This is a genomic window from Candidatus Omnitrophota bacterium, from assembly GCA_028707125.1.
In the GTDB taxonomy this organism is placed as follows: domain Bacteria; phylum Omnitrophota; class Gorgyraeia; order Gygaellales; family JAQTUX01; genus JAQTUX01.
The window spans coordinates 1,053,850-1,080,581 of record JAQTUX010000001.1; the positions used below are offsets into that span (position 1 = coordinate 1,053,850).

Genomic DNA, 26,732 nt, shown 5'->3' on the forward strand with positions numbered 1-26,732 from the left:
TAAATGATCAAATTCGCCAATCCATATTTTTTCATTGTTCTCGCCTGCTACGCGGCGATCATATTTTTCCTGCTCTGGTCTGCCAGGATACGCAAAAGGCGGCTTAAGGCGTTTGCCGACAAAAACCTTCTCGACAGGCTGCTGTCGGAATTAGACGGCAAGAAACGGCGGTTGAAGATGTCCCTGTTGGCCGCCGGCGTATTCTTATGCCTGTTTTCCTTCTTGCGCCCTCAGTGGGGATTCTATTGGAAGACCGTTGAAAAAGAAGGGCTGGATATACTCGTGGCCATAGATACATCTAAGAGCATGCTGGCTGAAGACATAAAGCCAAACCGGCTGGAGCGGACCAAGCTGGCAGTAAGAGACCTGCTGAAATATTTTGATCAAGACAGGATAGGGTTGATCGCTTTCTCAGGCAGCGCGTTCACCATTTGCCCCTTAACGCTGGATTACTACGGTTTTGTCTTAAGCCTGAACGAGATCGACACGTCCATAATCCCCCTGGGGGGCACTTCGCTGTCGGGCGCGATAGAGGAGGCGCTCAGGGGAATGCAGTATTCGCAAGGCCCCCACAAGACCCTGATGCTCATTACCGATGGAGAAGATAATACGGGGGGAGCCTTAGAGGCCGCGGAAAAGGCTAAAGATGCCGGGCTTAAGGTATTCTGTATAGGCATAGGCACTCCGGAAGGCGAAATAATCCCTGTAACAGACGAACAGGGCCGCAAGACCTTTCTGAGAAATAAAGAGGGGAACGTAGTAAAGACGCGGCTGGATGAAGAGGCATTAAAGAGGATCGCCTTGATCACCGAAGGCGCGTATATCAGGGCAACCCCTACGGATTTCGGCCTGGAAGGCATTTACAAACAACAGATAAGCAAAACCGGTGAAAGAAAATTAAGCAGCTATAAAAAGAAGGAGTTCATTGAGCGTTTCCAGTTCCTACTGGGGATAGCAGTGTTATTCCTGGCCCTGGAGCCGCTGATCTCGGAAAAAAAGAAAACGCTATGAGGAAAACGATATTGTCCATAATCCTGTTTGCCGCCTCACAGATACCGGCATACCCGTCGCTTTCAGGCAAGATAAACGAAGCCAATAAACTCTATGATGAGAATAAGCGCGAAGAGGCGCTCGCGATATATAGCAAAATATTAGCCAGGCTTCCTGATTCAGGAATAGCAAATTTTAATATGGGCGCGCTGCTTTACAAAGGCGCCAGATACGAAGACGCCCTGCGGTTCACTTCCAAATGTATTAAACTTTTCAGAGATAATATTCGCGCCTCAATGGTAAATTACAATCTTGGCTGCGTAAAGTACAGGATGTCTCAAGGGTCCGAAGATACCGCGCGGGAAAACGCCCTTAATCTCTTGAAAGAATCGCTAAATTATTATAAACTGGCTATAAAAGCGGATCCCCGGGATTTAGACGCCAAGTATAACTATGAATATGTATTATTAAAAATAAAGAAGCTGGAAGAAGAATTGAACAAGCAGGAACCCGAAGAAGAAGAAACGAAGCAAGAGGAAGAAAAACGGGAAACTCAGGAAGAAAGTAAAGAAGAGGGGCCGGAGGAAGATAAGAAGGACGCGGAAGAAGAACAAAAGCAAGAACAGGAAGAGAAAAAGGAAGAAGAGAAGAAAGAAGAACAAAAGCAGGAAGAAGAAAAGAAGCAAGAGCAGGAGAAACAGGAAATAATGGAAGTAGAAAAAGACGAGCCTCCGGAACAAACGCTGGAAATAATGCTTGAAATCAATAAAGAGGATGAAGAGAACAGGAAGAAGAACCGGGAATTTATTACTGAACCCCGGGCGCTTCCAGAGCCGGAATATGACTGGTAAATCAAGAAGGGCCCTTATTGTAATATTTATTATTTGCGCTCTTTCATTTACGGCATTTGCCGAAGATGTCAATGTAGAGTTGTCTCTTGACAGAAACAGGATATCCCTGAACGACGCGGCGCGCCTTAAATTTACTTTTTATAACGTTAAAAACGCCCCTATACCCCAGTTGAATAAAATAGGGGAATTTGACGTATCGTACTTAGGGCCTACCACGACTATGTCTGTGATCAACGGCAAGGTTTCAAATTCAATATCGCATACATTCATATTAAAACCAGGAAAGGTAGGCAAATTTGACATCGGCCCGTTCTCATTTAACTTTAATAACAGGGATTATATGACAAATAAGGTTGAAATAGAGATCATGAGCGGCCCGGTAGAGCTTGGGCAAAATGAAGAAGGCGCTGCCGGGCCGGAACTTGGCAACAGGGCATTTCTTACTCTTACGATAGGAAAGAACAGGATGTACCTCAATGAGATCGTACCGGCTACAATAAGGTTGTATCTCAATGGTATCTCCGCCAGGGATATTCAGTACCCGGAGTTTGATTCGGAGTTCTTATCCATAGGGCAATTTCAGGAGCCGCGCCAGTATCAAGAGAACATATCTGGAGCGGTATACGATGTCATAGAATTCGCAACCTCTTTATTCGCCACGAAGACAGGCGAGCTTAAATTGGGGCCGGCGGAACTGCGGTGTAACGTGCTCGCGCTGAGAAAAAGGGCGGGCAGCGAAGGGTTTCCCTTCGTCTTCAATGACCCGTTTTTTGAAGATTTCTTCAGCGACTACGTAAAGTATCCGCTGACCTTGAGATCGGAAGAAATAGGCGTAAGCGTGCTCGCGCTGCCTGAAGAAGGCAGGCCGCAGGATTTCAGCGGCGCCATCGGGGACTTTAAATTCAATATGGAGGCGTCTCCTTTAACCCTCAACGCGGGCGACCCTGTCAGCTTAAAGATGGAAATCTCAGGGCAAGGGAATCTTAATTCGGTATTAAGCCCCAGATTGTCCGGCAGCGAAGGGTTTAAGGTATATGACCCTCTGTCTAAAACCGAAGACGGCAAAAAGGTCTTTGAGCAGATATTAATACCCTTGAATGACTCAATAAACAAGATCCCTCAAGCAAATTTCAGCTATTTTGATCCTGATTCCGAAAAATACCTGACGCTTGCTCAGGGGCCGTTGGACATAAAGGTAAACAAGCCGCCCGAAGAAAAGGCAACATTGGCCCTGGGCAAGACGGACTTTTTCTCCGCGGAATCACTGAAAGAACGGCTTGGTGAAGATATAATATATATCAAGGATGAGGCGCCGGATTTAAGGCCTAAAAGGCGGAAGGCCGCCTACAATGATAAGCCCGGATCATTCATCGCGATCATCCTACCCGCGTTAGCGCTTATATTCCTGGGCGCCTATGCCAGAAGAAGGCGTAAGATCAGGACAGATGCCGGATACGGGCGTTTTATCCAGGCATACGCGAAGGCCTGGAATGGGCTTAAGAAAGCGGGGGCGCTTATATCAGAGCATACCCGGGAAGGATTTTACGGGGCCATTTGTAAAACAATGAGGGATTATATCGGGGACAGGTTTCATATACCATCTGCCGGTATAACGCTGCATGAAATAGACGGCCTGGTAAAACAGGGGCGGCTTAACCGCGGTATCTCCGCGGACATAAAAGAGGTATTTTCTGAATGCGACACAATGAGGTATTGGGCGCAGAGCAGTTCTTCCGTAGAGGAGATGCGTAATATACTGATAAAGGCGCGGCAGATCATCAAGCGCATAGAAAGAAGCAGGTCACGTTAATGCGAAAACTATTACTAACGGTATTTTTATCAATTATTTTTTTGCGGCCGCTGTATGCCCAAAAAGACCCGCACATATCTTTTCGTTTCGCCAATAATCTCTATAGCGAAGCCCGTTATGAAGAGGCGGCAAAAGAATACGAAAGCATCCTGTCTGACGGCTTCGAAGGGGGCAGCCTCTATTATAATCTCGGCAACGCTTATTTCAAGGCGGGCGAACTCGGCAAGGCGATCCTGAGCTATAAGAAAGCCCAGCGCTTTATCCCCCGCGACGCGGACCTTAACGCGAATCTAAATGTGGCGCTGTCGGCAGCGGGCCTGACCCCTGTTGAGGCAGGCGGCGTCAAACGCGTATCGTTATTGTTTAACGACGGGGAACTGGCGGCGTGGCTCTATTTATCATATCTGGCGCTTATCCTCGTCCTCTGCGTCCGGCTGTTTGTCAACAACAGCGGAAACCTCAAGAAGGCCATGAATTATTTAATGGGGCTGGCCTGCCTGGTCCTGTTATCAATTTCGGCCTTGTTCCTGTCTAACATCCACAATACGCGGGTCGTAAAAAAGGCGATCGTATTGAAGGCCGGGGTAGAATGCAGGTTCGCGCCGCAAGAGAACGCGACCGTATTTTTTGAGCTCGGCGAAGGGGAAGACGTGATCGTATACGGCGCAGACGGGGACTGGACAAAGGTGGAAAGATTTGACGGAAAGGTCGGATGGGCGCAGTCGCGGACCCTGGGTTTGATCTAAAGAAAAACAGACATCTAAAGGAGAAGAAATGAACGTGAAGGAGATCACATCACTTAAGGGCAGGCGCAAGATCACAATGCTCACCGCCTATGACTATCCGATCGCCTCTTTAGTGGACAGGGCTGGGATTGACATGATATTGGTGGGCGATTCTCTGGCAAATGTCGTGCTTGGCCTTGATTCCACGACAAAGGTAGGCATGATTGAGATGATCCATCACGCCAAGGCAGTGAGGCGGGCGGTAAAAAACGCCATGGTGATCGGCGATATGCCGTACGAATCCTATCAGGTCAACCCTGAAGAATCGGCCAGGAACGCGCGAAGGTTTATTGATGATGCCGGCTGCGACGCGGTAAAATTAGAATGGTTTGATGATTGCCCTGAGGTAACCGCGAAGATAGCCGGATCCGGCATAGATGTAATGGGGCACATAGGCCTTACCCCCCAGACAGCGGATAAATTAGGCGGCTTTAAGGTCCAGGGTAAAGACGCTCAAGCAGCCAAACGCCTGATCGAACAGGCAAAGGAACTTGAGGGCCTGGGCTGTTTCGCGGTGGTCCTTGAGTGCGTGCCGGATAAGATCGCGGAACTCATAACAAAAGAAGTAAAGATCCCCACGATAGGCATAGGCGCGGGCAGCCATTGCGACGGCCAGGTGCTGGTCATAAACGACATGCTTGGGCTGTTTGAACGCTACACGCCTAAGTTCGTCAAAAAGTACGCCGACCTTTCGCCGATGATCCTGGAGGCGGTAAAGAATTATAAAGAGGATGTCCTGGCAGGCAGATTCCCGGCTCCCGAGCATACCTTCGCGATAAAAAAAGAAGAACTGGAAAAGTTATAGGATAACCCTTGACTTTTTGGCCAATATGAGTTAAAAATGGAAAACAACCCCACGGGTAAAATCATATGCATGATAATCTAATGGACAAGATCGTCTCGCTGTGTAAACGGCGCGGGTTCATCTTCCAGGGCTCGGAGATCTACGGAGGGCTGGCTAATACCTGGGACTACGGGCCGCTGGGCGCGGAGTTAAAGCGCAATATCAAAGACGCCTGGTGGCGCGCGAACGTCTATGAACGCGGCGATATGGTAGGGCTGGACGCGGCAATCCTGATGCACCCTAAGGTATGGGAGGCATCAGGCCACACGCAGAATTTCTCCGACCTTGCCGTTGACTGCAAGAACTGCAAGAAACGCTGGCGCGCCGACCAGATCAAAGGCGAGTGCCCGGAATGCGGCAGCAGGGGATTGACTGACGCCAGGGCATTCAATCTGATGTTCAAGACATTCCAGGGGCCGATCGAGGACGAGGCTAACCTGGTTTATCTTCGCCCGGAAACAGCCCAAGGCATCTTCGTAAACTTCCCGAACGTGTTGGATACCGCCCGCAAGAAACTTCCTTTCGGTATCGCGCAGACAGGCAAGGCATTCCGCAATGAGATCACTCCTGGGAACCTCACTTTCCGCACCCGCGAATTTGAGCAGATGGAGATTGAATATTTTGTCAGGCCGGAAGAGGCAGCAAAATATTACGACTATTGGGTAAATGAAAGGTTTAACTGGTATACCGGCTTGGGTTTAAAAAAAGAAAACCTGCGCGTCAGGCCTCATAGTAAAGATGAACTGGCGCACTATGCCAGGAGTTGTTCGGATATTGAATATCAATTTCCCTTTGGGTGGTCCGAGTTAGAGGGGATCGCCAACAGGGGGGATTTTGACTTAGTTCAACACAGCAAAGTTTCCGGTAAAGAAATGGCATATTTTGATGATACCACAAAAGAAAAGTTCACCCCTTATATCATTGAACCTTCCGGCGGCGTAGACAGGGCGGCGTTGGCGTTCCTGGTCGACGCTTATTATGAAGAAAAGGTAAAAGGAGAAACAAGGGCGGTCTTGAAGTTTTCGAAGGCGCTGGCGCCTGTAAAAGCGGCGGTCCTGCCTTTATTGAAGAACCGTCCGGAGATCGTGGAGTTAGCCAGGAAGACCTACGAGGGGCTGCGAAAAAATCTTGCCTGCGTTTACGACGACACGGCAGCCATCGGCAAACTTTACCGCAGGCAGGATGAGGTCGGCACATTGTATTGCGTTACGGTCGACGTGCAGTCGCTTGAGGACAGGCAGGTGACTGTCCGCGACAGGGATACGATGAAGCAGGACAGGATACCTTTGGAAACGTTGGAAAAATATTTTGGAGAAAAATTACGATAGTATAGCAGCAATAGAAAGGAGGAGTTTTCAGTAATGGCAAAAAAATATGTTTACAGCTTCGGCGGAGGCAAGGCAGACGGTAACGAAAGCATGAAGAATCTTCTGGGTGGCAAAGGCGCCAACCTGGCGGAAATGGCGGGGCATAAGGATCTGCGCCTGCCTGTGCCGCCCGGATTCACCCTCACTACGGATGTCTGCGCCTATTATTATGAGAATAAACGGACTTATCCTAAGGACCTCAAAGAAGAGGTCAATAAGGCATTAAAGAGGGTGGAGGACTTGATGTCCAGGAAGTTCGGCGACTCGGTAAATCCCCTGTTGGTCTCCGTGCGCTCCGGCGCGCGCAAGTCAATGCCCGGGATGATGGAAACGGTATTGAATGTGGGCCTGACAGAGAAGACCATCCCCGGCCTGATAAAACAAAGCGGCAACGAGCGTTTTGTTTATGATGCCTACCGCCGGCTGATCACGATGTATTCCGATGTGGTTATGGAAAAGGCCGCCGGCGTTGAACCGGAAAATGACACAGCGGGAATCCGCAAACAATTAGAAAAGATAATGACGGAAATGAAACGCGATAAAGGCGCGAAGAGCGATACGGAACTGACTGCCGAGGACTTAAAGAAATTGTGCGCCCTATATAAAGCCAGGATCAAAGAGGTATTGAAAAAGGAGTTTCCCGATGAGCCATATGCCCAGCTCTGGGGCGGCATCAGCGCGGTATTCGCTTCCTGGAACGGCAAGCGCGCGGTAAGCTACCGCAGGATAGAGAATATCCCCGATGAATGGGGGACGGCGGTAAACGTGCAGACAATGGTCTTCGGCAATATGGGCAATGATTCGGCCACCGGGGTCGCCTTTACCCGCAATCCCGGCAACGGCGAAAATAAATTCTACGGCGAGTACCTGATCAACGCGCAGGGAGAAGATGTGGTCGCCGGGATCCGCACGCCGGCTCCCATAAACGCGTATTCTCAAAGCGAACACAATAAGGACCTGGTCACACTGGAAAAGGCGATGCCCAAAATTTACAAGGAACTTTTTGATATTCAGAACCGCCTGGAAAAACATTACCGCGATATGCAGGACATAGAATTCACCATTGAAAAAGGCCGCCTGTTCATGTTGCAGTGCCGCGTAGGCAAGCGCAACGGCCCTGCCGCGGTAAGAATGGCGATGGATATGATAAAGGAGAAGCTGATCACCAAAGAAATGGCCGTAAGCAGAGTAGCGCCGGCTCAACTTGATGAATTGCTGCATCCTATTATTGACCCCAAACAAGAACTGAATCATAAGCCAATTGCCAAAGGTCTGCCTGCAGGACCGGGAGGCGCATCAGGCATGATCGTATTTAACGCGGATGATGCCGTGGAATGGGCGAAACAAGGCAAAAAGGTGATCCTGGCCAGGGAAGAGACCAATCCTGAAGACGTTGAAGGGATGCGCGCGGCGCAGGCAATACTGACGGCAAGAGGCGGCATGACCTCTCACGCGGCGCTGGTTGCCCGCGGCTGGGGCAAATGCTGCATAGTCGGATGCGGCGCGCTGCATATAGACGCCGGCAATAAAACCATTGCCGCCGCCGATAAAACGCTGAAAGAAGGCGACTGGATCACGCTTAACGGGACAAAAGGCAACGTATATGAAGGCCAGCTGAAGATGATGGACGCCTCTGAGGAGAACGAACTGCTTTTTGGATTCCTCAAGATCTGCGATTCGTTCCGCAAACTCAATATCCGCACAAACGCCGACACTCCGGAAGACGCCAGAAAGGCGCGCCTGTTCGGCGCCGAAGGCATCGGGCTGTTCAGGACAGAGCACATGTTTTACGGCAAGGGCTCGGAACAGCCGCTTTTCCTTTTGCGCAAGATGATCATTTCAAAGACGCCGGAAGAAAGAAAAAGCGCCCTTAACGAACTCTATCCTTTTGTGAAATCGGATATCAAAGGGACCCTTGAGGCGATGAAGGGCCTGCCTGTGACCATCCGCCTGCTTGACCCGCCGCTGCATGAATTTGTGCCGCGCGACGAAGGCCAGCAGAAAGAACTCGCGGAAAGCTTAGGCATAAACCATGGAGAATTCAAAAAACGCGCCGACGCCCTGCACGAAAACAACCCGATGATGGGCCACCGCGGCGTGCGTCTGGGAGTTACTTATCCTGAAGTGACTGAAATGCAGGTGCGCGCGATCCTTGAGTCCGCCGCGGAGCTGATAAAGGCCGGCCTTAAGGTTGAGCCGGAGATCATGATCCCGGTCGTATGCGCGGTCAAGGAGCTCGTTGACCAGTTGAATATAGCAAAACGCGTATATCAGGAGACATTAAAAAAATATTCCCTGAAAAAGATCCCTCATATGTTCGGCACGATGATAGAGATCCCGCGCGCCAGCCTTGTCGCGGACAAGATAGCAGAGGTCGCGGAATTCTTTTCATTCGGGACCAATGACCTTACGCAAATGGGATTTGGCTTCTCGCGCGACGATATCGGCGGTTTCCTGCCTGACTACCTGCAAAAGGGAATACTGGCCGATGACCCATTCCAGACCATAGACCAGGAAGGCATAGGCCAGCTGATCCAGATCGGTATTCAGCGCGGAAGAAAGACGCGCAAGGATCTAAAGGTCGGGATCTGCGGCGAACACGGAGGCGAACCAAAATCAGTGGAGTTCTGCCATAAAGCGGGTATGAACTACGTGTCTTGTTCGCCCTTCCGCGTGCCGATCGCGCGCCTGGCCGCGGCGCAGGCAGCCTTAAAGGATAAAAAATAATGGAAGCTATACGCAATTACCTGAAGCAGGTCCGGCGCATACCGCTGTTGACCGCCAAGGAAGAAATAGACCTGATCAAACGCATCAAGAAAGGCGACAACAAAGCGCGCCAGAAAATGATACGCTCAAACCTGCGGCTGGTCATTAATATAGCCAAACGCTATATGCACCTGGGCATGCCGCTGATGGACCTTATAGAAGAAGGCAATATGGGCCTGATGAAGGCGGTTGAGAAATTTGACCCTCGGAAGGGATTCCGTTTCTCAACCTACGCTGCCTGGTGGATCAAACAAGGCATAACCCGCGCGGTAGCCGAGCAGGTAAAAACTATCAGGATGCCGCTTTATATGAATGAGCTTATCGTCAAATGGAAGAAAACAAAGGAGCAGATGGCGCATAAGTTAAAACGCGTACCCTCGGACGAAGAAACAGCCAAAAAACTCAAGGTTTCACGAGACAGGATGGACCAGATCACCTTCTGGCTCTCCGCGACCACCTCCTCTCTTGAGGCCCCGATAGGAGAAGAGGACGGCGGCGAAGTCATGGATATGATAGAAGACGAAAAGGCGGTATTACCCGATGTGGAAATAGAACGGTTCTTAAACAAGGAGCGCCTTGGCTCTCTTCTCGAGGTAATGAACAAAAGGGAGAAGGCGATCCTTGACCTCAGGTTTGGAATGGCCGACGGCGTGCCGCATACGCTGGCAGAGGTCGCCGGGAAGCTGAAACTGTCCCGCGAAAGGATAAGGCAGATAGAAGAATCGGCGCTTGGCAAACTTAAAAAATTTATCGAACTGCAGGACGAGGAGGCCGAATGAAAACCATGGCAAAAAAAGACCTGGCTGATCATGTGCGCAGCATTCCGGACTTTCCCAAAAAAGGCATATTGTTCAGAGACATCACTACGGTATTGCAGGACGCGGCAGCGTTTAAACAAGCGGTAGAAATGATAACCTGTGAATACGCCGATAAAAAAATTGACAAGATCGTCGCGGTGGAAGCGCGCGGCTTCATACTGGGAGGCGCCATAGCGCACTGTCTTAATGCCGGGTTTGTGCCGGTGAGGAAAAAAGGCAAGCTGCCGTGGAAAACACAAAGCGTTACCTATGAATTAGAATACGGCACAGATACCCTTGAAATACATGAGGACGCTATCAAAGCAGGCGAGAGGATACTCATAGTGGACGACCTGCTGGCAACCGGCGGCACCGTGGCAGCGGTAACAAATCTGGTCAACCAGTTCAAGGGTAAGATCATAGGTATAGCGTTCCTTATAGAATTAGTTGATTTAAAGGGCAGGGACAAGCTCAAGGGCTATCCCATACATTCTTTGATAGAGTTTGAAGGCGAGTAGCGAACGACGGCTCTTTAACAACTGTCCTGCGAAGCAGGACATCGAATATTGCCGGTATGAATTGTTGTTAAAGAGCCAAAGTGGGGTTTGGGGAGAAAAACTTTCTCCCCAAAGCACTACTGTAACAATGACGGAAGGGGGTAACAGCCCCGTCATTTACCGCAGGGGCGTCATAGGGGGAAACCTATGGTTTCCCCATTGAGGAGCGAAGCGTCCTACGATACCGAGATAAGCATTGACACAACTGAAACTATACGATAGGTTAAAGAAGTATTGAATAACCTATAGCGAAGCGACGCCCCTGTAGCTCATAAGGATAGAGCAGTGGTTTCCTAAACCATGTGGGCAGGTTCGATTCCTGCCAGGGGCACTTTTATACATATATGTACGACCTACATACCCATTCATTATTAAGCGACGGCGTATTGCTTCCTTCGGAGTTGGCGCGCCGCTACGAAGAAAAGGGATATAAGGCAATAGCGATCACCGACCATTGCGACTATTCCAACGTTGATTTTGTGATCTCAGCAATAACAAATTTCTGCGGGCATTGGCCGAAGAAAGGGCACATTAAGGTCCTGCCGGGAATAGAGCTTACCCATTTGCCCGTTGAGCAGTATAAACCTTTAGCCGCGTACGCCAGGTCAAAAGGCATAAAGGTAATAGTGGCTCACGGAGAAAGCATTGCCGAGCCGGTTGCCAGGGGCACAAACCGCGCCGCGATAGAGGCGGGGGTCAACATACTGGCCCATCCCGGGCTGGTCACCGATAAAGAGGCAAGGATGGCAAAACAAAAGGGCGTCCTGCTTGAGATCACCGCGAGAAAAGGCCACAATCAGACAAACCAGATAGTCCTGGAGCAGGCGCTTGAGAACGGCGCGCGGTTGATCATTAATACAGACAGCCATATGCCGGAAGACATACTGGATATAAAGGAATTTAAAAACGTCGGCTTAAAAAGCGGGTTGACTTCAAAACAATATAAGGCGGTCATGAAGAATACCGCGGAATTTATAAAGGAGGTATTATGAAAAAGGGGCTGTCTTTCTGCCTGATAATATCCCTGTTGATCGTGCTTTCCGGCTGCGCGCCTGCCTACCGAAAAAATACCAGGGCATCACAATCATACATTGAACCATCGTTGCTGCGGAAATTTCCCGACATACCCGTGCCCTCCGGTTTCAAACCCGAAGCAGAAAGCTCATACGCGTTTATGAATTCAGCTATACGGGTGGGGCTGCTTAAGTATGCCGGCAAAGGCGAAGTTGACAGCGTTATAAACTTCTATAAAGAACAGATGCCATTATATAACTGGGGCCTCCTGAATATCATTGAATACGGCATAAGCGTGCTTAGTTTTGAGAAAGATGCCGAAGTATGCTCCGTAAACATTGAACAGGCCGGCAGGCGCTGCCGGATCGCCATCGCGGTCAATCCTAAATCCAGCCAATCAATAAAGACAAGGGCGGGGGGCGATGATAAAGAAGAGCCGCCAAAGATACAAAAGACGCAAAAAAGTCCTTGACAACAAATGGGTTATGTGATAAAAAATACACAAAGCGGTAGCAGCGTGATTATACCACCAGAGATAATTTAAATTTCAGGCGGAAAGGGGGCGAAACAAATAAGGCCTTAAGTTATTAGAACCTGGTGATATATTATATATACGGAACATTCTAGGAAACAAACCCTAGTTGATATAGTAAGACAAATTTTAATTTAAAAGGAGGCAAGTAAATGGGAAAGCGCTTAATTTTGATCTGCGCCTTGGTATTCGCGGTCGCGTTTTGCGCGGCAGCATATGCTGAAGTGCAGAGCGTAAAAGTAGGCGGCGATCTTACCATTATGGGTATAGGCCGCAAATTAGATCCGGGAGGAGATACCAGCGAACAGGACAAAGAGAAATCGTTTGCCAGTATCGCCAGGATACAGTTAGATGCAGACCTTACGGACAACGTCGCGACAACCGTGCGTTTACTGAATGAAAGGTATTGGGATAACGAAACGCACAACGGCGCTGGTACTTCTGACGCCTCAACAACTGATATAGCGTTGGATCTAGCGTACGTAACGTTAAAGGAATTTATGGACCTTCCTTTGACATTGTCTGTGGGCCGCCAGGAGATCCATCTTGGCAGCGAAATGATCATGGGTGATGTGGACACAAACAACGCGGTAAGCACAGCCAGCGCGTTCAGCGGCCGCGATCCTGACTTAAGCGCTCGCAAGGCATTTGACGCGATACGCGCTACCTTGGATTATAACCCGCTGACCGTTGACCTCGTTGTCGCGAAGATAGATGAAAACACCATCGCGGAGAGCGATGATGATGACCTCTATGCCGCTTACGCTAGCTACAACGTAGGCGATAAATATGACAGCATAGTGGATCTGTATTATTTCTTACAGCGCGAGGCACTTAACCAATTTACAGCTGAGACGGGTTTCAAAAATCGCACTGTGAATGTAATAGGTTCGCGCGTTGTAACCCATCCAATTGAAAACCTGACCTATAGCTTGGAAGGCGCGTATCAGTTTGGCAATTGGCATAACGGCACCGTCAATCATTCAGCCAATCTAAAGGCATGGGCGTTAGAGACAGGGGCTACCTACGTCTGGAAAGACGCGAATTATACCCCTGCCTTGACAATGCTTTATGCTTACTTCAGCGGTGATGACGACGATGCCGCTTTCAGCGATAATGACAGGTATAGGATGTGGCAGCCAATGTATGAAAACCAGAACTTTGGCCATATCGCCGGCGCGTTGTTAGCTCAGCAGAATATTCACATTCTAGGCGGTAAATTGTCTGTGGCGCCGATGGAAGACCTGACCTTAAGCGGTGAATATTATGCCTTCTGGTGGGCCAAAGCGTATGGTGATAAAGTAGCGGGCGTATCAGACAGCATCGCCGCAACAGCCACAACCAGCACTAGGCTCTATATGACGAATAAGAGTTTTGCGGCGCAAGAAGTTGATCTTAAAGCCACCTATAATTATACCGAAGATGTTGAATTATCATTATTAGGCGGCGTGCTTGTTCCCGGCGGCTCATTTGACAAGGGCAGCGACAGCACAGTAGGAGAATTAATAGCTTCAATGAAAGTAACATTCTAACGAATCATATGTAAACAAAAAACCCTCCGGGTTTTCAAAATCCGGAGGGTTTTTTGTTTGTCTGCTCTTTGAGATACGTTCGGCGACGCCTTATCTTACCAAGTCGCCTCAGTATCAACACCGAGATGCATACAAGGGTGTTGACACATAACCCCTTTTATGATATAAAGATATCAATTATCCAATCTTATGTACGAATATTTAGCCAAGACATATTTCGAACCCGCGGAAAAAACAAAACCAACAGGAAAGAGGCGAAGGTTTTTCTTTTTATCGGCGGCTATCCTCCTGGGGCCGGCTTTAATTTTACTTGCCATAGCAGCCAACAGGAATATTCCGGCCCCGCGGCCGGCTAAAAACTTTAACCTTGTGCTCATACCGGACTCAATAAAATTAAACTACAATTTCAACGTTGCCGGCAAGATCGAAAGCTTTGACTATGGCTTGAACAATTTAAACGCGGGTGAATTTGATTTCATTCAATTCAACGTAAAGAAGTCGGATTACAACAACAGTGTCAACCTGAGGGTGGAGGTCATAAATACTTTAAAGGAAAGGTCTGAAATATATATAAGCGGCGTACCATCCCGATGGAAAACGGTATCACTGCCGTTGAGGTCTTTTAATAAGATAACCGACTGGGGGAGCCTGAGCAACTTGATATTCTCAATTGAAGAATGGAATGTATTAAAAAAACAGGGGCAGGTCTATATAGATGACGTCAAACTCACAAAAGGCAAGGGAGGGGGAGAAATTTGATGCGTATAATATCTATATCCAACCAGAAGGGAGGCTGCGGTAAAACGACCACGGCGGTAAACCTGGCCGCGTCTTTGGCGCAGAACGGCAAGCGCATACTGCTTATAGACCTTGACCCGCAGGCGCACGCCACATCAGGGCTCAACATCAATAACGAATTAAGCGTGTATAATGTGCTCTCAAAGATAGCCAATAAGAAGGCGCGTTTTGAGGATATCATCGTAAAGGTATCCAACCTTTTTGACCTGGCCCCTTCAAATATGTTATTGGGCACCCTCGAGCAGGAACTGGCTGATGAAATCGGCAGGGAATCGCGCCTCTTTGACTGCCTCAAGAAAGTCACCCACGGTTATGACTATGTGCTTATTGACTGCCCTCCCAACCTGGGAATACTCACGATCAACGCCATAAGGGCGAGTGAAAAGATCATCATACCCGTTGAGGCAAGCCGCTTTTCGCTGGAAGGCCTCAACCACCTGATCAAGATCATAAACCTTGTAAATGAGCGCCTGGAGCACAATGTAACGTTTTCCGTGCTGGTCACCATATTTGATTCGCGCCTGAGGCACTCCTTCCAGATGCTTAACAGGATAAGAAGCCAATTCAAAAAAAGCATGTTCAATACCATCGTACACACAAACGTAAAGCTCAAAGAATCTCAGGCGGAGGGCAAACATATATTTGACTACGACAAGTATTCGCGCGGGGCCAAGGACTATTTCAGCCTTTCGCGGGAGATCATAAGCATAGAAGAATCGGCAGGCCAGGGGATACGGGAGAAAGACGCCGCTGAAGAGATACCTCTTGCCGGGCCCAGGAAAGCCACGTTTCTCCTGCGCGCGCCGGAAGCAAAGGTGGTCAACGTAGTGGGCGACTTCAATAACTGGCTCATAGACGACAACAGTAAATTGTTTAAAAGAGGCGACGTCTGGGAAAGGAACTTCTATATTAAGCCGGGAAACTACAAATACAGATTCGTAGTTGACGGTAAAAGATGGCTGGAAGACCCTGAGAACCCCCAGACCCTGGTCAATCCCTTTGGAGAACTGGATTCCATATTAAAACATGAATAAAGGCGGCGGCAACATAAAGCAAGACAGGATATTCGCCCTGTTATCGTATCTCTGGATATTATGCATAGTGCCTCTTCTGCTTGAAAAGGAGGACAGATTTGTGCTGGGGCACGCGAAGCAGGGGCTGGTACTGTTTATTGCCGAGACCATCGCCTTCATACTCAAGATCTTTCCCTTTTTCAGCCAACACATCTGGAATATGTGCCTGATGATCTTCACTGCCGTATCTCTGTACGGCATCTTTGCCGCCTTATCCGGCAGGCCTGCCAGGATAGCGATCGTATCCGGCCTGGCAGAAAAAATACATATTTAACCAGGGAGGGGTATATGGCGGTCAAAAGAAAACCATCCGGAAAAAAAGGGGTAAAGGCCCGGAAGCCCCGCGGACAAAAGAAGCCCGTCAAGAAGGCCGTAAGGAAACCAACGAAAAGGACACCGGCTAGAAAAAAGCTAAAGATCGAAGGTGATCTCATAGGTAAAGTCACTCACTACTTTCCGCACGTGAACGCCGCCGTATTAAAACTGTTAAAGCCGCTTTCAGTAGGAGATACCATTAAGATAAAGGGCCATACCACCGATTTTACTCAGGCCGTTGAAACCATGCAGATAGACCACGCGCCTCAACAGTCGGCTGGAAAAGGCGATGAGATCGGGTTAGGCGTGCGGCAAAGAGTCAGGAGAAAAGACAAGGTATATAAAATATAAGGGAGAACCATGAAATACACCTGCCAGATATGCAACAGAGAGATAAGCGATAAGATCGGCCTTACGCACATTAAGGCCGAAGAGTATATACTGGATCTGATCAAGAAAGACCATCCTGAGTGGAATCATAAAAAAGACATATGCAAGAAGTGCGTTGACTACTACCGTAACCTGATCAAGAAGGCGAAGATATAATTCAATATACAGATGCAGCGAACCCGGACCTCAGAGTTTCTATCTCTGGTTGAGGTAGAAAACTACGAAGATATTTACAGCAAAGACATCCAGGACGGCCTGTATTTCGGCATGCCGCTGGAATGCGTCATTGAAACAGAAAAACGCCTTCGCTCCAGTCCCGAACGCTCCATCGCCTATTTTTCAATGGAGTACGGCTTGGGCTCGAGTTTCTATAACTCATTTAAAACCGCCCGCGGCATACACCCTAATAACAGCAACCAGGAACATGAGGTCTTTTCAAATTTCAGGCTGGCCGACTACTTCTTTACCTTCCAGATAGAAAGCATAATGGACCTTCCTCTGTATAGCGGCGGCCTGGGCGTGCTCGCGGGGGATACCCTGAAAACAATGGCGGACTACAAACTCCCCGTAGTCGCGCTGGGAATGCTCTGGAACACCGGCTACTTCAGGCAGAGATTCTGGTTCAAATACGGACAAATGCCTGAGGCAATACACTGGGACCCTGCTTCTTATCCCGGGCTCATACCGCTTAAGAACAGGGTGAAGATCAAGCTTAAATCGGAAACCATAGAGTTAAAGCTATGGAAATACTACTGTTACAGCTACAGACATGATTATGCCATACCTTTAATACTGTTGGATTCCTGCCTGGAATCAAATACGGAAAAACTCAAATGCCTTACAGACCAGCTCTACAGAAGCGATGATGTATGGATTAAAATAATGCAGCGGGTGATCCTGGGCATGGGCGGTGTGGCGGCGTTAGAAGAACTGGGATACAACATTGGCACATACCATATGAATGAAGGCCATGCCGTATTCGCGTTTTTGGCCAAGGCAAGAGGGCTGGGAGACAAAGACATTGAGGGCCTCAAACAACACTTTGCTTATACCTGCCATACTCCGGTTGAGGCCGGGCATGACAGATTCTCCACAGGCGACCTCGGCAGGATACTGCCCAAAGAAGATATGGAAATAGCGCAAGAATTCGGCAGGGAGGGCGAAGGCGCCGTAAACCTGACGTTATTGGCGATGAACGTCTCATCCAGAATAAATGCCGTATCAAAGGCGCATCAGAAAGTAACGCACCTGCAGTTTCCCGCGTACCGGGATACGATAGGGTTTGTGACAAACGGCGTGCACACGCACACCTGGATATCGGACAGTTTTATGCAGCTATTTGAGGATTTTCGCGATACCTTCGGCGACATAAAGGCCAACCCCATGGCTTTAGCCAAGGCAAGCGATCTGAGAAAAGAACCCGGATTCAGGGAGGCGTTATGGCAGGCGCATCAAGTCAATAAATCGCGGCTCTGCGGGATGCTCTACAAATGGGGCTTGAATAAAGACCTCTTTACCATATGCTGGGCGCGCAGGGTAGCCGCGTATAAAAGGCCGAGCATGATACTGCAGGATGTAAACCGCCTGCTTGAGATCGCCGGGAAATACGGCCCGATCCAGATAATCTTTGCCGGTAAAGCGCACCCAATGGACAATATGGGATTTACCTATATAAATGAGATGCTGGATAAGGTAGACGGGCTCAACGAAGAATACGACATGCTTAAGATCATAATGCTGGAAAACTACGAGACATTCCTGGCAAAGACGCTTACCTCAGGGGTAGACGTATGGCTCAACAACCCTCTCCCGCCGTTTGAGGCATCCGGCACAAGCGGTATGAAAGCGATCTTGAACGGCGTAATACAGATGACTACGCTGGACGGCTGGGTAGTAGAAGCGGAAGATAAAGGCATAGGGAAGATCTTCGGCTACAGGAACAAAGAAGGCCATATAGGCGGCGAGCATAACCTCCATATGGAAGACGACGCCCGCCAGCTATATAAAGCGCTTGAGGAAACAGTCGCTTTATATTACCGGACTAACGCGCAAGGCAAAGTTGACGCCTCTTCTCCCTGGATAGACATGATGATAAACTGCATAGCCGCGGGAGCCGATTTCAATACCTACAGGATGCTTGATGAGTATAAAGAGAAAATATGGCAGATCAAGTGAGGACATAAGTTATGGAGCCCCATAACTGGCGTGCTCATTGAAAGGAGGGATGTATGGCGGCAAAAGGAAAGAAGGGGGGATCCAAGATATCCAAAGACCTGTCCAATCTCTGGAAAGACGTCCGCAGGGAATTCAACGCCTTATCAGGCAAGGCGAACAGATTAATGGCAAGGGGTGAGAAATACCTTAAACGCGTGCCTGCCGAAGCCAGGGAAAAGTCGGATGCGCTGGTCATGAGGGCAAAGCGCGAACAACTGTACTATAATTTAGGTAAGGCGGTAGCGAACAGGGATACGCGTAAAATAATGCTCCTGCGCAACAAGATATCTACGCTTAGCAGGAAAATCAACGTATAACAGCGCTCTATGCGCCTATATGATAAAGACCTGAGGGTAGAGTTCTATAAAAGCGGCGGCCCCGGCGGCCAGCATAAGAATAAAAGGCAAACAGCAGTAAGGATAACCCATCTGCCGACCGGGATCTCCGCGGTTGCCGCGGAAGAACGCTCTCAAGCGCAAAACAGGAATATGGCAATCGCGCGCCTGAGAGGCAAATTAAAGGCGCTGATATCAAAAAGAAAGCCCAGAATACCCACCAGGACACCGGCTGCCGTAAAACAAAGGGTAAAACAGAGAAAGATCCTGAGGTCTGAAAAGAAAAAATCCAGGGCAAAGGTAGTTATTTCTGGTCCCTACTCAGAATAAATACAGGGTTATTTTGAGTAGGGACTCATAATAAACCACTCGTTAAATATAAGTAAGTTTGAGTAAATGGACCCGCGCGGAAGGCCTAAAAAGTATAAAATAGTGCGAAATGACCCCCATATCTGGCGCTTCAGCCCCAGAGGAAAGGCAGGGAGGCCGGAAGAGATCGACCTTAAGATCGAAGAATTTGAGGCATTCCGGCTGTCTGATAATGACGGCCTTAAACAGGCCCAGGCAGCCGAATTAATGCGCATATCCCAGCAAACCTTCAGCCGGCTTCTTAAGAAGGCAAGGACAACCCTGGCAGACGCCCTTGTAAACGGCAAGATAATCAAAATACAGGGTGGCTGCTATGTATTAAGTACCCGCCAGAACAATAACCACAACAATCACGAGAAGCACGAAGCACCCAGGACCCAAGACAGAATCCCAGAATAACGCTTACCACGCCGGCTCAAACCTCCGGGAGTCCCTTAGAAACCCCTCAATTCAGCATACCCCAACTTCCTATAATATATCTTATGTTAACTTGAGCCAGCAACAAAAACATAATCTAACTAATTGTGCAATAAAGAGTTAGATATAATAAGTTTTTTCCTGTGGATAACGAATATTTCATTTACTTTGACTTACTTATATTTAACTGGGGATAGATTAACCTGTTCTACTCTAATGGCTTATAAGTAAGGCGAGGATTTACTTATATTTACGCTGACTTACTTTACCCGAAGTTCCTTAGATTTGATTAGGTTGCGGAGAGTTCCCGCAGAAAAATACCGGCCCTTTCGGAAAACCTGTTTGCGGGATAATTACTGAGTATTTGGCGGTATAACAACCGCGCTTTCTCATTTCTGCCGTAAAGATGGTAATTTCTGGCCTTATAGAGCATTCTGGCGGCCGGATCCTTGATCTTTGGCGCTGTCATGCCCAAATAGGCGTCCTGGTACACGACGGCAAACGCCCTGCCGAATATCCGGGCATATTTATTCGCGATCAAGTCAAAAAGGTGCTTTTCAGAGAGAAAATCATCGGAACGCACCGGCGCGTGCCGGATGGGATAAAGATACGCGGGAGAACCTGTCTCAGCGGTGATCTCTTCTAATGTAACTGCCTCCCCCCTATCGTTACGGTAAATAAGGTTGTGCAGCGGGTCAACAACCCCCCATTTACCTCTATAATATACTTCGGCTACTGTGTGGGGTGAGCTTGACACATCATCATTCACCATAAGGAACGCGTAGCGGCCGGATATGCCTTTCGCGGCCAGCAGCTTGCATAAAACCTTTGCCTGATAATCGCACCACCCCACCCCCTCTACCAGATAGTCAAAGGGCTTCCCCGCGTATGGCCTGCTATCGCTGAAATAATGTCCCAGGCGCGACCTCGTATAATCAACGGCGGACTGAATCGTGCCCTCCAATGAAGCTGATGACGGCAGTTCCTTCATTGCTATTACCTGAAATGAAACCTCGTGGTAGGCATGCCTGCCCAGGGAAGAATTCGCGAACAATAAAGAAATCAGCGGCGACAAGAGTATTACTGACGCCGCCGCTATAAGGAAAATGGTGAAAATTCTCAATAAAACGCGCATGCCTACTTGACCTGTTTAGTTGAAGCCGACCGTATCAGCCGACAGACCACCGCCTTTTCTTTCTTTCTCAGGCCGGTAAACTCGACGCCTACCATATTATTCCTTACCCATGCCACCCTTACGGGCAAATAAAGATATTCCTTTGACCCGGGCGCTTTCAGGCCTATCTTAAGCTGCTTCTTCATTCCAAGATCAAAAGCGCTTCTGCCGGCCAGGCGCAGCCCGCCTTCGGATATGTCTACCGTGTAAGCCGAGACCCTGTCCTCATAGGGGATGATCTTTATACTGGACCTGTAATTAAACCTCTTGAATTTCCTTACCTCAAGGCCCAGGCGCATGCTCATAATGTGTAAACATGAGATCTGCCTGACAGCAGGGCTGTCTGTATCTGAAGGAGTTGAGATCTGTATGTTTATAAAAAAGTTCTTAAGCCGGTATGACTCTAATAACCGCTTGATCTCCAGATTAAGCAAAGTATGCATGCCGCTTATTTTCGCCTCGGTCGCCTGGGGCGCTATAATGCTGAATTCAGCTCCGGGGCCTTCGTGGCTGAACACCGGGCATTGCAATTTGCCCAAAACAGCGTCAAGTTTCCGCGTGAACTCCCGGGAGGGGGCCTTTATCCTTTTCAGGAATTTACCGTAGTTAACTATGGCCAGGTGGATCAGATAAAACTGCTCGTTTTTTTCCAGCAAGCCGTTTATGTTCTCCCTCATTTGTCCAGGGAGCGGGCTTGCGCTGTAAAACAGCGGTAGCGTAAAATAGAACTTACTGCCTACGCCTAACCGGGATTCTATCTCTATTTCTCCCCCGTGCCTCTGCACCAGTTCCTTTACTATATAAAGCCCCAGCCCTACGCCTTTTTTCTCTGAGGCAGGTGTCCGGGATACCTGCACGAACTTCGCGCACAGCCGGGGTATATCCTGCTCGGCAATGCCTACACCCGTATCCAGCACCCCTACTCTGACCCTTGCCTGCAGCAGTTCCACCTCTACGCTTACCCTCCCCCCTTCTTCCGTGAACTTTATCGCGTTGTTAATAAGGTTGGATAGGGCCTGGTTGACCCTTTCGGCGTCAATAAACAGGTTTATCTGCCCGGCAGGGATGTTATAACGCAGGGTTATCTTTTTCTGCCGCGCTAATTTCCGGAAATGCGCCGAACTATCATTGATTATGCCGCATAGATCAGCCAGCGAATAATGCAGGGAAAACGCCCCTCTTTCAATCCTGGAGATATCAAGCAGCTCGCTTATGATCTTGTTCAACCGCTCTATATTATTCCTGCCGGTAGTAAGGATATCCCTCTGCTTATCGTTGAGTATGCCCCCGACATTATCCAGGATAAGCATTACCGATTCCTTGATGATCGCTAAGGGTGTCCTGAGCTCATGAGAAACGGCGGAGACAAATTCCGATTTCATCCTGTTCATTTCCTCTAACGACTCAAGGCGCTTCTCAATCTGTTCCTTCTCTTTCTGCAGGCGTTCCAGGTGGAAACGCCGAGTTATATCCCTGGTGATACCCATAAGGCCGATGATATTGCCTTTCTCGTCATGCCTGGGTATCTTGGTGGTGGAGACATAATTGTCAATGCCGTCAGGCCTCGTTGACCTCTCGATCTTGTCAATGATGGGCTTGCCTGTGCTCATCACATATTCATCGTCCCTGGCCATTATCTCGGCGCGTTCCTTCGGGAAAAAATCAAAGTCGGTCTTGCCGGCGACTTCATCCGGCTTAAGCCCCAGGCCCTTGGCGTGGGCTTCGTTCACCAGGATAAGCCGCCCCTTTCTGTCTTTAATATAGACGACGTCGGGAATATGATTTATAAGTTCCAAAAGGATGCTCTCGTGATACCTGTCGGTTTTCGCCTTCATCAATGCCTCCCGGAAAATGATATTATCAAAACCGCGCAGGACAACGCCAGGCAGTAGTAGGCAAATAAATGCAATTTCGCCTTATTGAGCATGAGCGCAAGCGCCTTTAACGCCAATAAGCCGCTGAAGAAAGCGGCGATAATACCCAAATACATGGCAGGAGACAGTGTTAAGGCGTCTGTCCCTGCCTCAAGCAGGAACGCGCCGATGACTGCCGGTATGGATGCCAGGAATGAATATCTGAATGCTCCCTGCCTGCTGAATCCCAAGAACAGCAATACGCCTATGGTAAGCCCTGAACGCGACAATCCGGGGATGATCGCAAAGCCCTGCGCTATGCCTAATATCAGAGAGTCCGATATACCTATATCCTTCAGGCCCTTGACGCCATATAGATATTTCTTTAAGCGAAAAAGCACGAGCGAAGTAAGCAATAACCCGAAAGAAACCCAAACAAGCGAATTAAACAAGGACTCAAAGAACTGCTTGCCCGCGAAGGCTACCAGGCCCGTGGCCAACGTGGTAACGGCAATATTCCTTGCCGTCTTGATGCTTTTTAAGGCCGCCAGGATATCTTTGAAAAAATAGACCAGTAAGGAAATGACCGTGCCAAGATGCAGCGCTGCCGCGACCTTCACAATTCCGCTTGTCGCGCCTAATGCCTTCTGGGCAATAACTAAATGGCCGGAACTGCTTACAGGCAGGAATTCCGTCAGGCCCTGCAATACGCCTAAAAAAATAAATTTAATTGCTTCTACCATCTTAGCTTAACCTTTTCCTTTCTTACTTCCTGGATTGTAATTCTTTTAGGACTTCGTCAATCTGAACTGATATCTTTTTCAACATCTGTAAACTCTCCTGCTGCAGCCGCTCCTGGCGGTCATACGCCTCCTTAACGGCGCCGGCGACCTTCATCATATTGCCCATTTCCTTAAAATCAAACATGCCTCCCCCTCCCTATTCGGTATTACGCTTTATATTCACACCCGCGAATCTCTGCAAGCCTCCTGATTCCTGCGCCCAGCCGTTATGCAGGCCGCGCTTCTCCATCGCGCGCCTGGCCTGTTCGTACTCTTCCAGAGCAGGCCTTCTGTTTATTTCAGGGAATTCCTCAGCATTATAACAGGGAAAATACTGGCTCATCAAACTAATATAAACATCCTGCGATAATTCCTCTGATATGAACCTGAATATTTCCTCGCTGCCGGCCTGGCCCTGCGGCAGGACAAGGTGCCTGATGATCATGCCGCGCTGAATAATACCCTCTTCGTCAAATACGCCTACCCCTACTTGACGGAACATCTCCTTTACGGCAGAGCGGTTGATCAAAGGATAGTCCGGAGCAGAGGAATACTTTAAGGCCGCCTTGTCATCGGCGTATCTCATATCCGGAAGATAGATATCAATGATGCCGTCCAACAATTCTATCATCTCGCTGAACTCGTAACCGCTGCTGTTATAGACAAGCGGGATATTCAATCCCTCCTCAATCGCGACTGTTAACGCGGACAAGATCTGCGGCAGGACATGTGTAGGCGTGACAAAATTTATATTATGGCAGCCCAATTTCTGCAAATATAGCATATATTTGGCTAACTTCCGCGGCTCTGCCTCGCTGCCCCGCGCTGACTGGCTGAACTCATAATTCTGGCAATAGGCGCATCTTAGATTACAGCCGGAGAAGAATATAGTACCTGACCCGCGGCTTCCGGATATTGCCGGCTCTTCTCCTCTGTGCGGCATATAACTGAATACACGCGCGTTAAGCCCTGTCCGGCAGAACCCCGTCTCATTCCTGAGACGGTTAACCTTGCATCCGCGCGGGCATATCCGGCAGCTCTTTAGCAGGGACGCTGCCTGCTTAGCCGCCTTTTTTAACTGCTTGAGGTTGTCCAGGTATGACGGCTGCGCCATTCGGCCTTTTCACTTTGTGGATCTCCGCTTTTATATTCTCTATCCTCTCCTCAACAGCAGGGTGCGAACTTAACAAGGTAATGTGGTAGCCGCGGCCATCCTGCTTAAGGAGCTTATTGAAAAAAGAGATCATCGCCTCGGGCTTATAGCCGGACCTGTAGGCATATCTTACAGACAACTTATCCGCCTCCCTTTCGTCCTGTCTACTGTAGCCCAGCGTGATCAGGTTCTGCATTATATTTAAGGCGTTACTCAACGCGGCCGCATTTACGTTACGCAACGCGAGCGAGACCAATAGTTGATAACCCAGGCCGGCCTGCAGCCTTTTAACGGCGTGCTTTGCCGCGACATGTCCCACTTCATGCGCGATCACGCAGGCAAGTTCATCATCCGTCGCCGCTTCCATGAGCCCGGAGTTGACGTATAAAAACCCCCCGGGCAAGGCAAAGGCATTCAAATCCTTGCTCTCTACTACCTTGAAATGGTAGGACAGGTCTTTCCTGTCCGATACATTCACCACCTTCCTGCCTACTCTCTCCAACCTTCCTGTTACCGCGGCGTCTTTTATCAGTTTCAGTCCAAACGACATCTTCTTATCCAAAACACTCCCTAAGGCTACTTCTTGCGGAGTGTTGATCAATATCAACTCTTTTCTTTCGGTCGCCGGATTATATACGGTTATGCAACCTGAAAGCAGAATACATAAGATAAAAAAACTTTTTAACGCGGATTCTCGCAGATTCAATTTGCGGAAATCCGCGTTAAACATTTTTCTCACCCTTAATCTGCCCTCTATAAATCTCTCTTATCTTATTGAATACATCAATGTATTCTTTACTCCTGTAATCCGGGTATGTCCATTCCATTGGAGAGAAACTATCCTTCTTGTAACAGAGTGTTACCTCCGCGAAGATGCCCCGCCCGATGTAGATCCTATGGCTGTAATCCTTGGTCGTTGCCAGGACCAACCTTGACATATCAAGGCAGCCGGGATCGATATTGACCTGCCGCCTGGAATTTATGGCAAACCTTGCTTCCAGCTTATTGGTAAACGCCTTTATCCCGCACAGCCCGCCGGGGTCGATCAATCTCGAAAAGCTGATAAACCGCCTCTTAAGGCCGCCTCCCATCTCAAGCCGGTAATAATCGGTAAAGTTGAAATCAATAACGCCGCTTTCAAAATCCATAGCGGAGAACCTTTTGCAAAGAAGCGCTTTCGTTGAAGAAAGCGCTTCTTCCTGAGAAAAAATTATACCGCAAACCAACTTGACTTTAGGGATTAGGGCAGGTTTCCCCATTTGATCCGAGGACTCCCGGGCTAAGTATAGAAAGTAAGATGCGGGGTGGCCTCTACTGTTGTATCATTTAAGTGCCCTGCGACATACCTGGCTATCTTCTGGGTATCCGGTCCGGATATTTCATTAAAGAAGACGGCTATATTGTAGCCGCCCCTTCTGCTCTCTTCGGTCCTGACAACCACACCCTGACAGCGCACCTTTTTCGTTACCGTCCTGTTCTTTTCCTTTATCGGCAAAAGGATCATAATGTTCAATTTAGTCATCGGCTCTATATACTTATCCACATGGCAATAAGCGCCTGACTGGCTTATATTGATCGTCTCGGTGACGGAATCAAAATCCCTGCCCTTGATTTTAAGCGCCAGCTGCTTGTCTATACGCGGATGCCTGCGCCGCTCTATAGAATCGCGTTTCATTTCTTCTCTTCCTGCTTGTCTTCAGCCGGCTGGGGCTGAGGCGCTGCCGCTTCCTTTTCCTTTGCCTCTTCCTTCTGCTTGGCCTTAAAGCTTTTATAGCACTTCCTTGAACAATAATAAATGCCGTCTTTATAATACCTTCTCACTTTTTTCAGCGGCTTGTTGCATGATTTACAGTTCTTTTGGGCCTCCTTAACCTCTTCAACCACGCTGTTTTCTCCTTTTTTAATGAGCACACGACTTACGGAGTAGTCGCTACGCTCCTAACGACGTAAGTCGTTGTGCGAATTAAACCCTTGACATCTTGGATGCGTCATCCGTGATGTCAAGGGTCAAGTT

At 48.8% G+C, this 26,732-nt stretch carries 30 protein-coding genes and 1 tRNA gene; 22 read left to right on the forward strand and 9 right to left on the reverse strand.

The genetic code is table 11. The annotated features are described in order from the left end of the window. Positions 1-3: 3 nt before the first annotated feature. From PHR44_05285 to PHR44_05390, 22 genes are all read left to right on the forward strand, one after another. Positions 4-1,011 carry a VWA domain-containing protein gene (locus PHR44_05285; GenBank protein ID MDD4910074.1) on the forward strand — a complete coding sequence of 336 codons (1,008 nt, stop codon included), beginning with the start codon at positions 4-6 and terminating at the stop codon, positions 1,009-1,011. Continuing rightward, positions 1,008-1,841, forward strand: coding sequence for a hypothetical protein (locus PHR44_05290; GenBank protein MDD4910075.1), 834 nt, complete (start codon positions 1,008-1,010; stop codon positions 1,839-1,841). The genes PHR44_05285 and PHR44_05290 overlap by 4 nt, the downstream gene beginning before the upstream one ends. Continuing rightward, the gene (locus PHR44_05295; protein ID MDD4910076.1) at positions 1,831-3,651 is read left to right on the forward strand and encodes a BatD family protein; all 1,821 of its coding nucleotides are present in this window, start codon (positions 1,831-1,833) and stop codon (positions 3,649-3,651) included. Before PHR44_05290 ends, PHR44_05295 begins: the two co-directional genes overlap by 11 nt. Further along, the gene (locus PHR44_05300; GenBank protein MDD4910077.1) at positions 3,651-4,397 is read left to right on the forward strand and encodes a tetratricopeptide repeat protein; all 747 of its coding nucleotides are present in this window, start codon (positions 3,651-3,653) and stop codon (positions 4,395-4,397) included. Before PHR44_05295 ends, PHR44_05300 begins: the two co-directional genes overlap by 1 nt. A 28-nt stretch (positions 4,398-4,425) precedes the next feature. Then, positions 4,426-5,241 (forward strand): 3-methyl-2-oxobutanoate hydroxymethyltransferase, encoded by an 816-nt coding sequence (gene panB, locus PHR44_05305; GenBank protein ID MDD4910078.1) that lies wholly within the window; start codon positions 4,426-4,428, stop codon positions 5,239-5,241. Positions 5,242-5,306: 65 nt separating this feature from the next. Continuing rightward, positions 5,307-6,608 carry a glycine--tRNA ligase gene (locus PHR44_05310; GenBank protein MDD4910079.1) on the forward strand — a complete coding sequence of 434 codons (1,302 nt, stop codon included), beginning with the start codon at positions 5,307-5,309 and terminating at the stop codon, positions 6,606-6,608. Positions 6,609-6,641: 33 nt separating this feature from the next. Then, on the forward strand, positions 6,642-9,374 hold the full coding sequence (gene ppdK / locus PHR44_05315) for a pyruvate, phosphate dikinase (GenBank protein ID MDD4910080.1): 2,733 nt from the start codon (positions 6,642-6,644) through the stop codon (positions 9,372-9,374). Further along, positions 9,374-10,192, forward strand: coding sequence for an RNA polymerase sigma factor RpoD/SigA (locus tag PHR44_05320; protein ID MDD4910081.1), 819 nt, complete (start codon positions 9,374-9,376; stop codon positions 10,190-10,192). Before ppdK ends, PHR44_05320 begins: the two co-directional genes overlap by 1 nt. After that, positions 10,189-10,728, forward strand: a complete 540-nt coding sequence (locus PHR44_05325; GenBank protein ID MDD4910082.1) for an adenine phosphoribosyltransferase — start codon at positions 10,189-10,191, stop codon at positions 10,726-10,728. Before PHR44_05320 ends, PHR44_05325 begins: the two co-directional genes overlap by 4 nt. 297 nt (positions 10,729-11,025) lie before the next feature. Continuing rightward, positions 11,026-11,098, forward strand: a tRNA-Arg gene (locus PHR44_05330). A gap of 13 nt (positions 11,099-11,111) precedes the next feature. Then, positions 11,112-11,759 (forward strand): histidinol phosphate phosphatase domain-containing protein, encoded by a 648-nt coding sequence (locus tag PHR44_05335; GenBank protein ID MDD4910083.1) that lies wholly within the window; start codon positions 11,112-11,114, stop codon positions 11,757-11,759. After that, positions 11,756-12,253 carry a hypothetical protein gene (locus PHR44_05340; protein ID MDD4910084.1) on the forward strand — a complete coding sequence of 166 codons (498 nt, stop codon included), beginning with the start codon at positions 11,756-11,758 and terminating at the stop codon, positions 12,251-12,253. The genes PHR44_05335 and PHR44_05340 overlap by 4 nt, the downstream gene beginning before the upstream one ends. Positions 12,254-12,465: 212 nt before the next feature. Continuing rightward, positions 12,466-13,845, forward strand: coding sequence for an alginate export family protein (locus PHR44_05345; protein ID MDD4910085.1), 1,380 nt, complete (start codon positions 12,466-12,468; stop codon positions 13,843-13,845). A 189-nt stretch (positions 13,846-14,034) separates the two neighbouring features. Continuing rightward, complete coding sequence (locus PHR44_05350; GenBank protein MDD4910086.1) at positions 14,035-14,604, forward strand: hypothetical protein; 570 nt, start codon at positions 14,035-14,037, stop codon at positions 14,602-14,604. Further along, on the forward strand, positions 14,604-15,677 hold the full coding sequence (locus tag PHR44_05355) for an AAA family ATPase (GenBank protein ID MDD4910087.1): 1,074 nt from the start codon (positions 14,604-14,606) through the stop codon (positions 15,675-15,677). Before PHR44_05350 ends, PHR44_05355 begins: the two co-directional genes overlap by 1 nt. Continuing rightward, complete coding sequence (locus PHR44_05360) at positions 15,670-15,990, forward strand: hypothetical protein (GenBank protein ID MDD4910088.1); 321 nt, start codon at positions 15,670-15,672, stop codon at positions 15,988-15,990. The genes PHR44_05355 and PHR44_05360 overlap by 8 nt, the downstream gene beginning before the upstream one ends. Positions 15,991-16,004: 14 nt before the next feature. Continuing rightward, positions 16,005-16,382, forward strand: a complete 378-nt coding sequence (locus tag PHR44_05365; protein ID MDD4910089.1) for a hypothetical protein — start codon at positions 16,005-16,007, stop codon at positions 16,380-16,382. Between the two features lie 9 nt (positions 16,383-16,391). After that, complete coding sequence (locus tag PHR44_05370; protein MDD4910090.1) at positions 16,392-16,577, forward strand: hypothetical protein; 186 nt, start codon at positions 16,392-16,394, stop codon at positions 16,575-16,577. A 12-nt stretch (positions 16,578-16,589) separates the two neighbouring features. Further along, entirely contained in the window at positions 16,590-18,596 is a 2,007-nt protein-coding gene (glgP, locus tag PHR44_05375; GenBank protein MDD4910091.1) for an alpha-glucan family phosphorylase, read from the forward strand. A 53-nt stretch (positions 18,597-18,649) separates the two neighbouring features. After that, on the forward strand, positions 18,650-18,952 hold the full coding sequence (locus tag PHR44_05380; protein ID MDD4910092.1) for a hypothetical protein: 303 nt from the start codon (positions 18,650-18,652) through the stop codon (positions 18,950-18,952). 9 nt (positions 18,953-18,961) lie between these two features. Beyond that, entirely contained in the window at positions 18,962-19,300 is a 339-nt protein-coding gene (locus PHR44_05385; protein ID MDD4910093.1) for a peptide chain release factor-like protein, read from the forward strand. Between the two features lie 66 nt (positions 19,301-19,366). After that, on the forward strand, positions 19,367-19,738 hold the full coding sequence (locus tag PHR44_05390) for a DUF134 domain-containing protein (protein MDD4910094.1): 372 nt from the start codon (positions 19,367-19,369) through the stop codon (positions 19,736-19,738). Between the two features lie 307 nt (positions 19,739-20,045). Here the strand turns inward: PHR44_05390 and PHR44_05395 are convergent, their stop codons facing one another. From PHR44_05395 to PHR44_05435, 9 genes are read right to left on the reverse strand one after another with little or no spacing between them, the layout of a single operon-like run. Then, positions 20,046-20,891: a transglutaminase domain-containing protein gene (locus PHR44_05395; GenBank protein MDD4910095.1), complete on the reverse strand. Its 846-nt coding sequence runs from the start codon at positions 20,889-20,891 to the stop codon at positions 20,046-20,048. A gap of 2 nt (positions 20,892-20,893) precedes the next feature. Beyond that, positions 20,894-22,765, reverse strand: coding sequence for an ATP-binding protein (locus tag PHR44_05400; GenBank protein ID MDD4910096.1), 1,872 nt, complete (start codon positions 22,763-22,765; stop codon positions 20,894-20,896). After that, a complete protein-coding gene (locus PHR44_05405) occupies positions 22,765-23,526 on the reverse strand; it encodes an undecaprenyl-diphosphate phosphatase (GenBank protein MDD4910097.1) in 762 nt (253 codons plus the stop codon). The genes PHR44_05400 and PHR44_05405 overlap by 1 nt, the downstream gene beginning before the upstream one ends. Before the next feature lie 22 nt (positions 23,527-23,548). Further along, on the reverse strand, positions 23,549-23,710 hold the full coding sequence (locus tag PHR44_05410; GenBank protein ID MDD4910098.1) for a hypothetical protein: 162 nt from the start codon (positions 23,708-23,710) through the stop codon (positions 23,549-23,551). Positions 23,711-23,722: 12 nt separating this feature from the next. Continuing rightward, the gene (locus tag PHR44_05415; GenBank protein MDD4910099.1) at positions 23,723-24,679 is read right to left on the reverse strand and encodes a radical SAM protein; all 957 of its coding nucleotides are present in this window, start codon (positions 24,677-24,679) and stop codon (positions 23,723-23,725) included. Further along, entirely contained in the window at positions 24,627-25,448 is an 822-nt protein-coding gene (locus PHR44_05420; GenBank protein MDD4910100.1) for a M48 family metallopeptidase, read from the reverse strand. Before PHR44_05420 ends, PHR44_05415 begins: the two co-directional genes overlap by 53 nt. After that, positions 25,441-25,977 (reverse strand): DUF4416 family protein, encoded by a 537-nt coding sequence (locus PHR44_05425; GenBank protein ID MDD4910101.1) that lies wholly within the window; start codon positions 25,975-25,977, stop codon positions 25,441-25,443. Before PHR44_05425 ends, PHR44_05420 begins: the two co-directional genes overlap by 8 nt. Before the next feature lie 20 nt (positions 25,978-25,997). Beyond that, entirely contained in the window at positions 25,998-26,393 is a 396-nt protein-coding gene (locus tag PHR44_05430; GenBank protein MDD4910102.1) for a PilZ domain-containing protein, read from the reverse strand. Then, complete coding sequence (locus tag PHR44_05435) at positions 26,390-26,602, reverse strand: hypothetical protein (protein MDD4910103.1); 213 nt, start codon at positions 26,600-26,602, stop codon at positions 26,390-26,392. Before PHR44_05435 ends, PHR44_05430 begins: the two co-directional genes overlap by 4 nt. Positions 26,603-26,732 lie beyond the last annotated feature (130 nt).

Excerpts from the sequence above, each read along its gene's own strand:
- ppdK (MDD4910080.1), top strand. The coding sequence starts at position 6,642 with ATGGCAAAAAAATATGTTTACAGCTTCGGCGGAGGCAAGGCAGACGGT.
- glgP (MDD4910091.1), top strand. The coding sequence starts at position 16,590 with ATGCAGCGAACCCGGACCTCAGAGTTTCTATCTCTGGTTGAGGTAGAA.
- PHR44_05380 (MDD4910092.1), top strand. The coding sequence starts at position 18,650 with ATGGCGGCAAAAGGAAAGAAGGGGGGATCCAAGATATCCAAAGACCTG.
- PHR44_05340 (MDD4910084.1), top strand. The coding sequence starts at position 11,756 with ATGAAAAAGGGGCTGTCTTTCTGCCTGATAATATCCCTGTTGATCGTG.
- PHR44_05325 (MDD4910082.1), top strand. The coding sequence starts at position 10,189 with ATGAAAACCATGGCAAAAAAAGACCTGGCTGATCATGTGCGCAGCATT.
- PHR44_05400 (MDD4910096.1), bottom strand. The coding sequence starts at position 22,765 with ATGAAGGCGAAAACCGACAGGTATCACGAGAGCATCCTTTTGGAACTT.
- PHR44_05420 (MDD4910100.1), bottom strand. The coding sequence starts at position 25,448 with ATGTTTAACGCGGATTTCCGCAAATTGAATCTGCGAGAATCCGCGTTA.
- panB (MDD4910078.1), top strand. The coding sequence starts at position 4,426 with ATGAACGTGAAGGAGATCACATCACTTAAGGGCAGGCGCAAGATCACA.
- PHR44_05335 (MDD4910083.1), top strand. The coding sequence starts at position 11,112 with ATGTACGACCTACATACCCATTCATTATTAAGCGACGGCGTATTGCTT.
- PHR44_05410 (MDD4910098.1), bottom strand. The coding sequence starts at position 23,710 with ATGTTTGATTTTAAGGAAATGGGCAATATGATGAAGGTCGCCGGCGCC.
- PHR44_05430 (MDD4910102.1), bottom strand. The coding sequence starts at position 26,393 with ATGAAACGCGATTCTATAGAGCGGCGCAGGCATCCGCGTATAGACAAG.
- PHR44_05385 (MDD4910093.1), top strand. The coding sequence starts at position 18,962 with ATGCGCCTATATGATAAAGACCTGAGGGTAGAGTTCTATAAAAGCGGC.
- PHR44_05290 (MDD4910075.1), top strand. The coding sequence starts at position 1,008 with ATGAGGAAAACGATATTGTCCATAATCCTGTTTGCCGCCTCACAGATA.
- PHR44_05310 (MDD4910079.1), top strand. The coding sequence starts at position 5,307 with ATGCATGATAATCTAATGGACAAGATCGTCTCGCTGTGTAAACGGCGC.
- PHR44_05355 (MDD4910087.1), top strand. The coding sequence starts at position 14,604 with ATGCGTATAATATCTATATCCAACCAGAAGGGAGGCTGCGGTAAAACG.
- PHR44_05285 (MDD4910074.1), top strand. The coding sequence starts at position 4 with ATGATCAAATTCGCCAATCCATATTTTTTCATTGTTCTCGCCTGCTAC.
- PHR44_05300 (MDD4910077.1), top strand. The coding sequence starts at position 3,651 with ATGCGAAAACTATTACTAACGGTATTTTTATCAATTATTTTTTTGCGG.
- PHR44_05365 (MDD4910089.1), top strand. The coding sequence starts at position 16,005 with ATGGCGGTCAAAAGAAAACCATCCGGAAAAAAAGGGGTAAAGGCCCGG.
- PHR44_05345 (MDD4910085.1), top strand. The coding sequence starts at position 12,466 with ATGGGAAAGCGCTTAATTTTGATCTGCGCCTTGGTATTCGCGGTCGCG.
- PHR44_05295 (MDD4910076.1), top strand. The coding sequence starts at position 1,831 with ATGACTGGTAAATCAAGAAGGGCCCTTATTGTAATATTTATTATTTGC.
- PHR44_05350 (MDD4910086.1), top strand. The coding sequence starts at position 14,035 with ATGTACGAATATTTAGCCAAGACATATTTCGAACCCGCGGAAAAAACA.
- PHR44_05320 (MDD4910081.1), top strand. The coding sequence starts at position 9,374 with ATGGAAGCTATACGCAATTACCTGAAGCAGGTCCGGCGCATACCGCTG.
- PHR44_05405 (MDD4910097.1), bottom strand. The coding sequence starts at position 23,526 with ATGGTAGAAGCAATTAAATTTATTTTTTTAGGCGTATTGCAGGGCCTG.
- PHR44_05425 (MDD4910101.1), bottom strand. The coding sequence starts at position 25,977 with ATGGGGAAACCTGCCCTAATCCCTAAAGTCAAGTTGGTTTGCGGTATA.
- PHR44_05415 (MDD4910099.1), bottom strand. The coding sequence starts at position 24,679 with ATGGCGCAGCCGTCATACCTGGACAACCTCAAGCAGTTAAAAAAGGCG.
- PHR44_05360 (MDD4910088.1), top strand. The coding sequence starts at position 15,670 with ATGAATAAAGGCGGCGGCAACATAAAGCAAGACAGGATATTCGCCCTG.
- PHR44_05390 (MDD4910094.1), top strand. The coding sequence starts at position 19,367 with ATGGACCCGCGCGGAAGGCCTAAAAAGTATAAAATAGTGCGAAATGAC.
- PHR44_05370 (MDD4910090.1), top strand. The coding sequence starts at position 16,392 with ATGAAATACACCTGCCAGATATGCAACAGAGAGATAAGCGATAAGATC.
- PHR44_05395 (MDD4910095.1), bottom strand. The coding sequence starts at position 20,891 with ATGCGCGTTTTATTGAGAATTTTCACCATTTTCCTTATAGCGGCGGCG.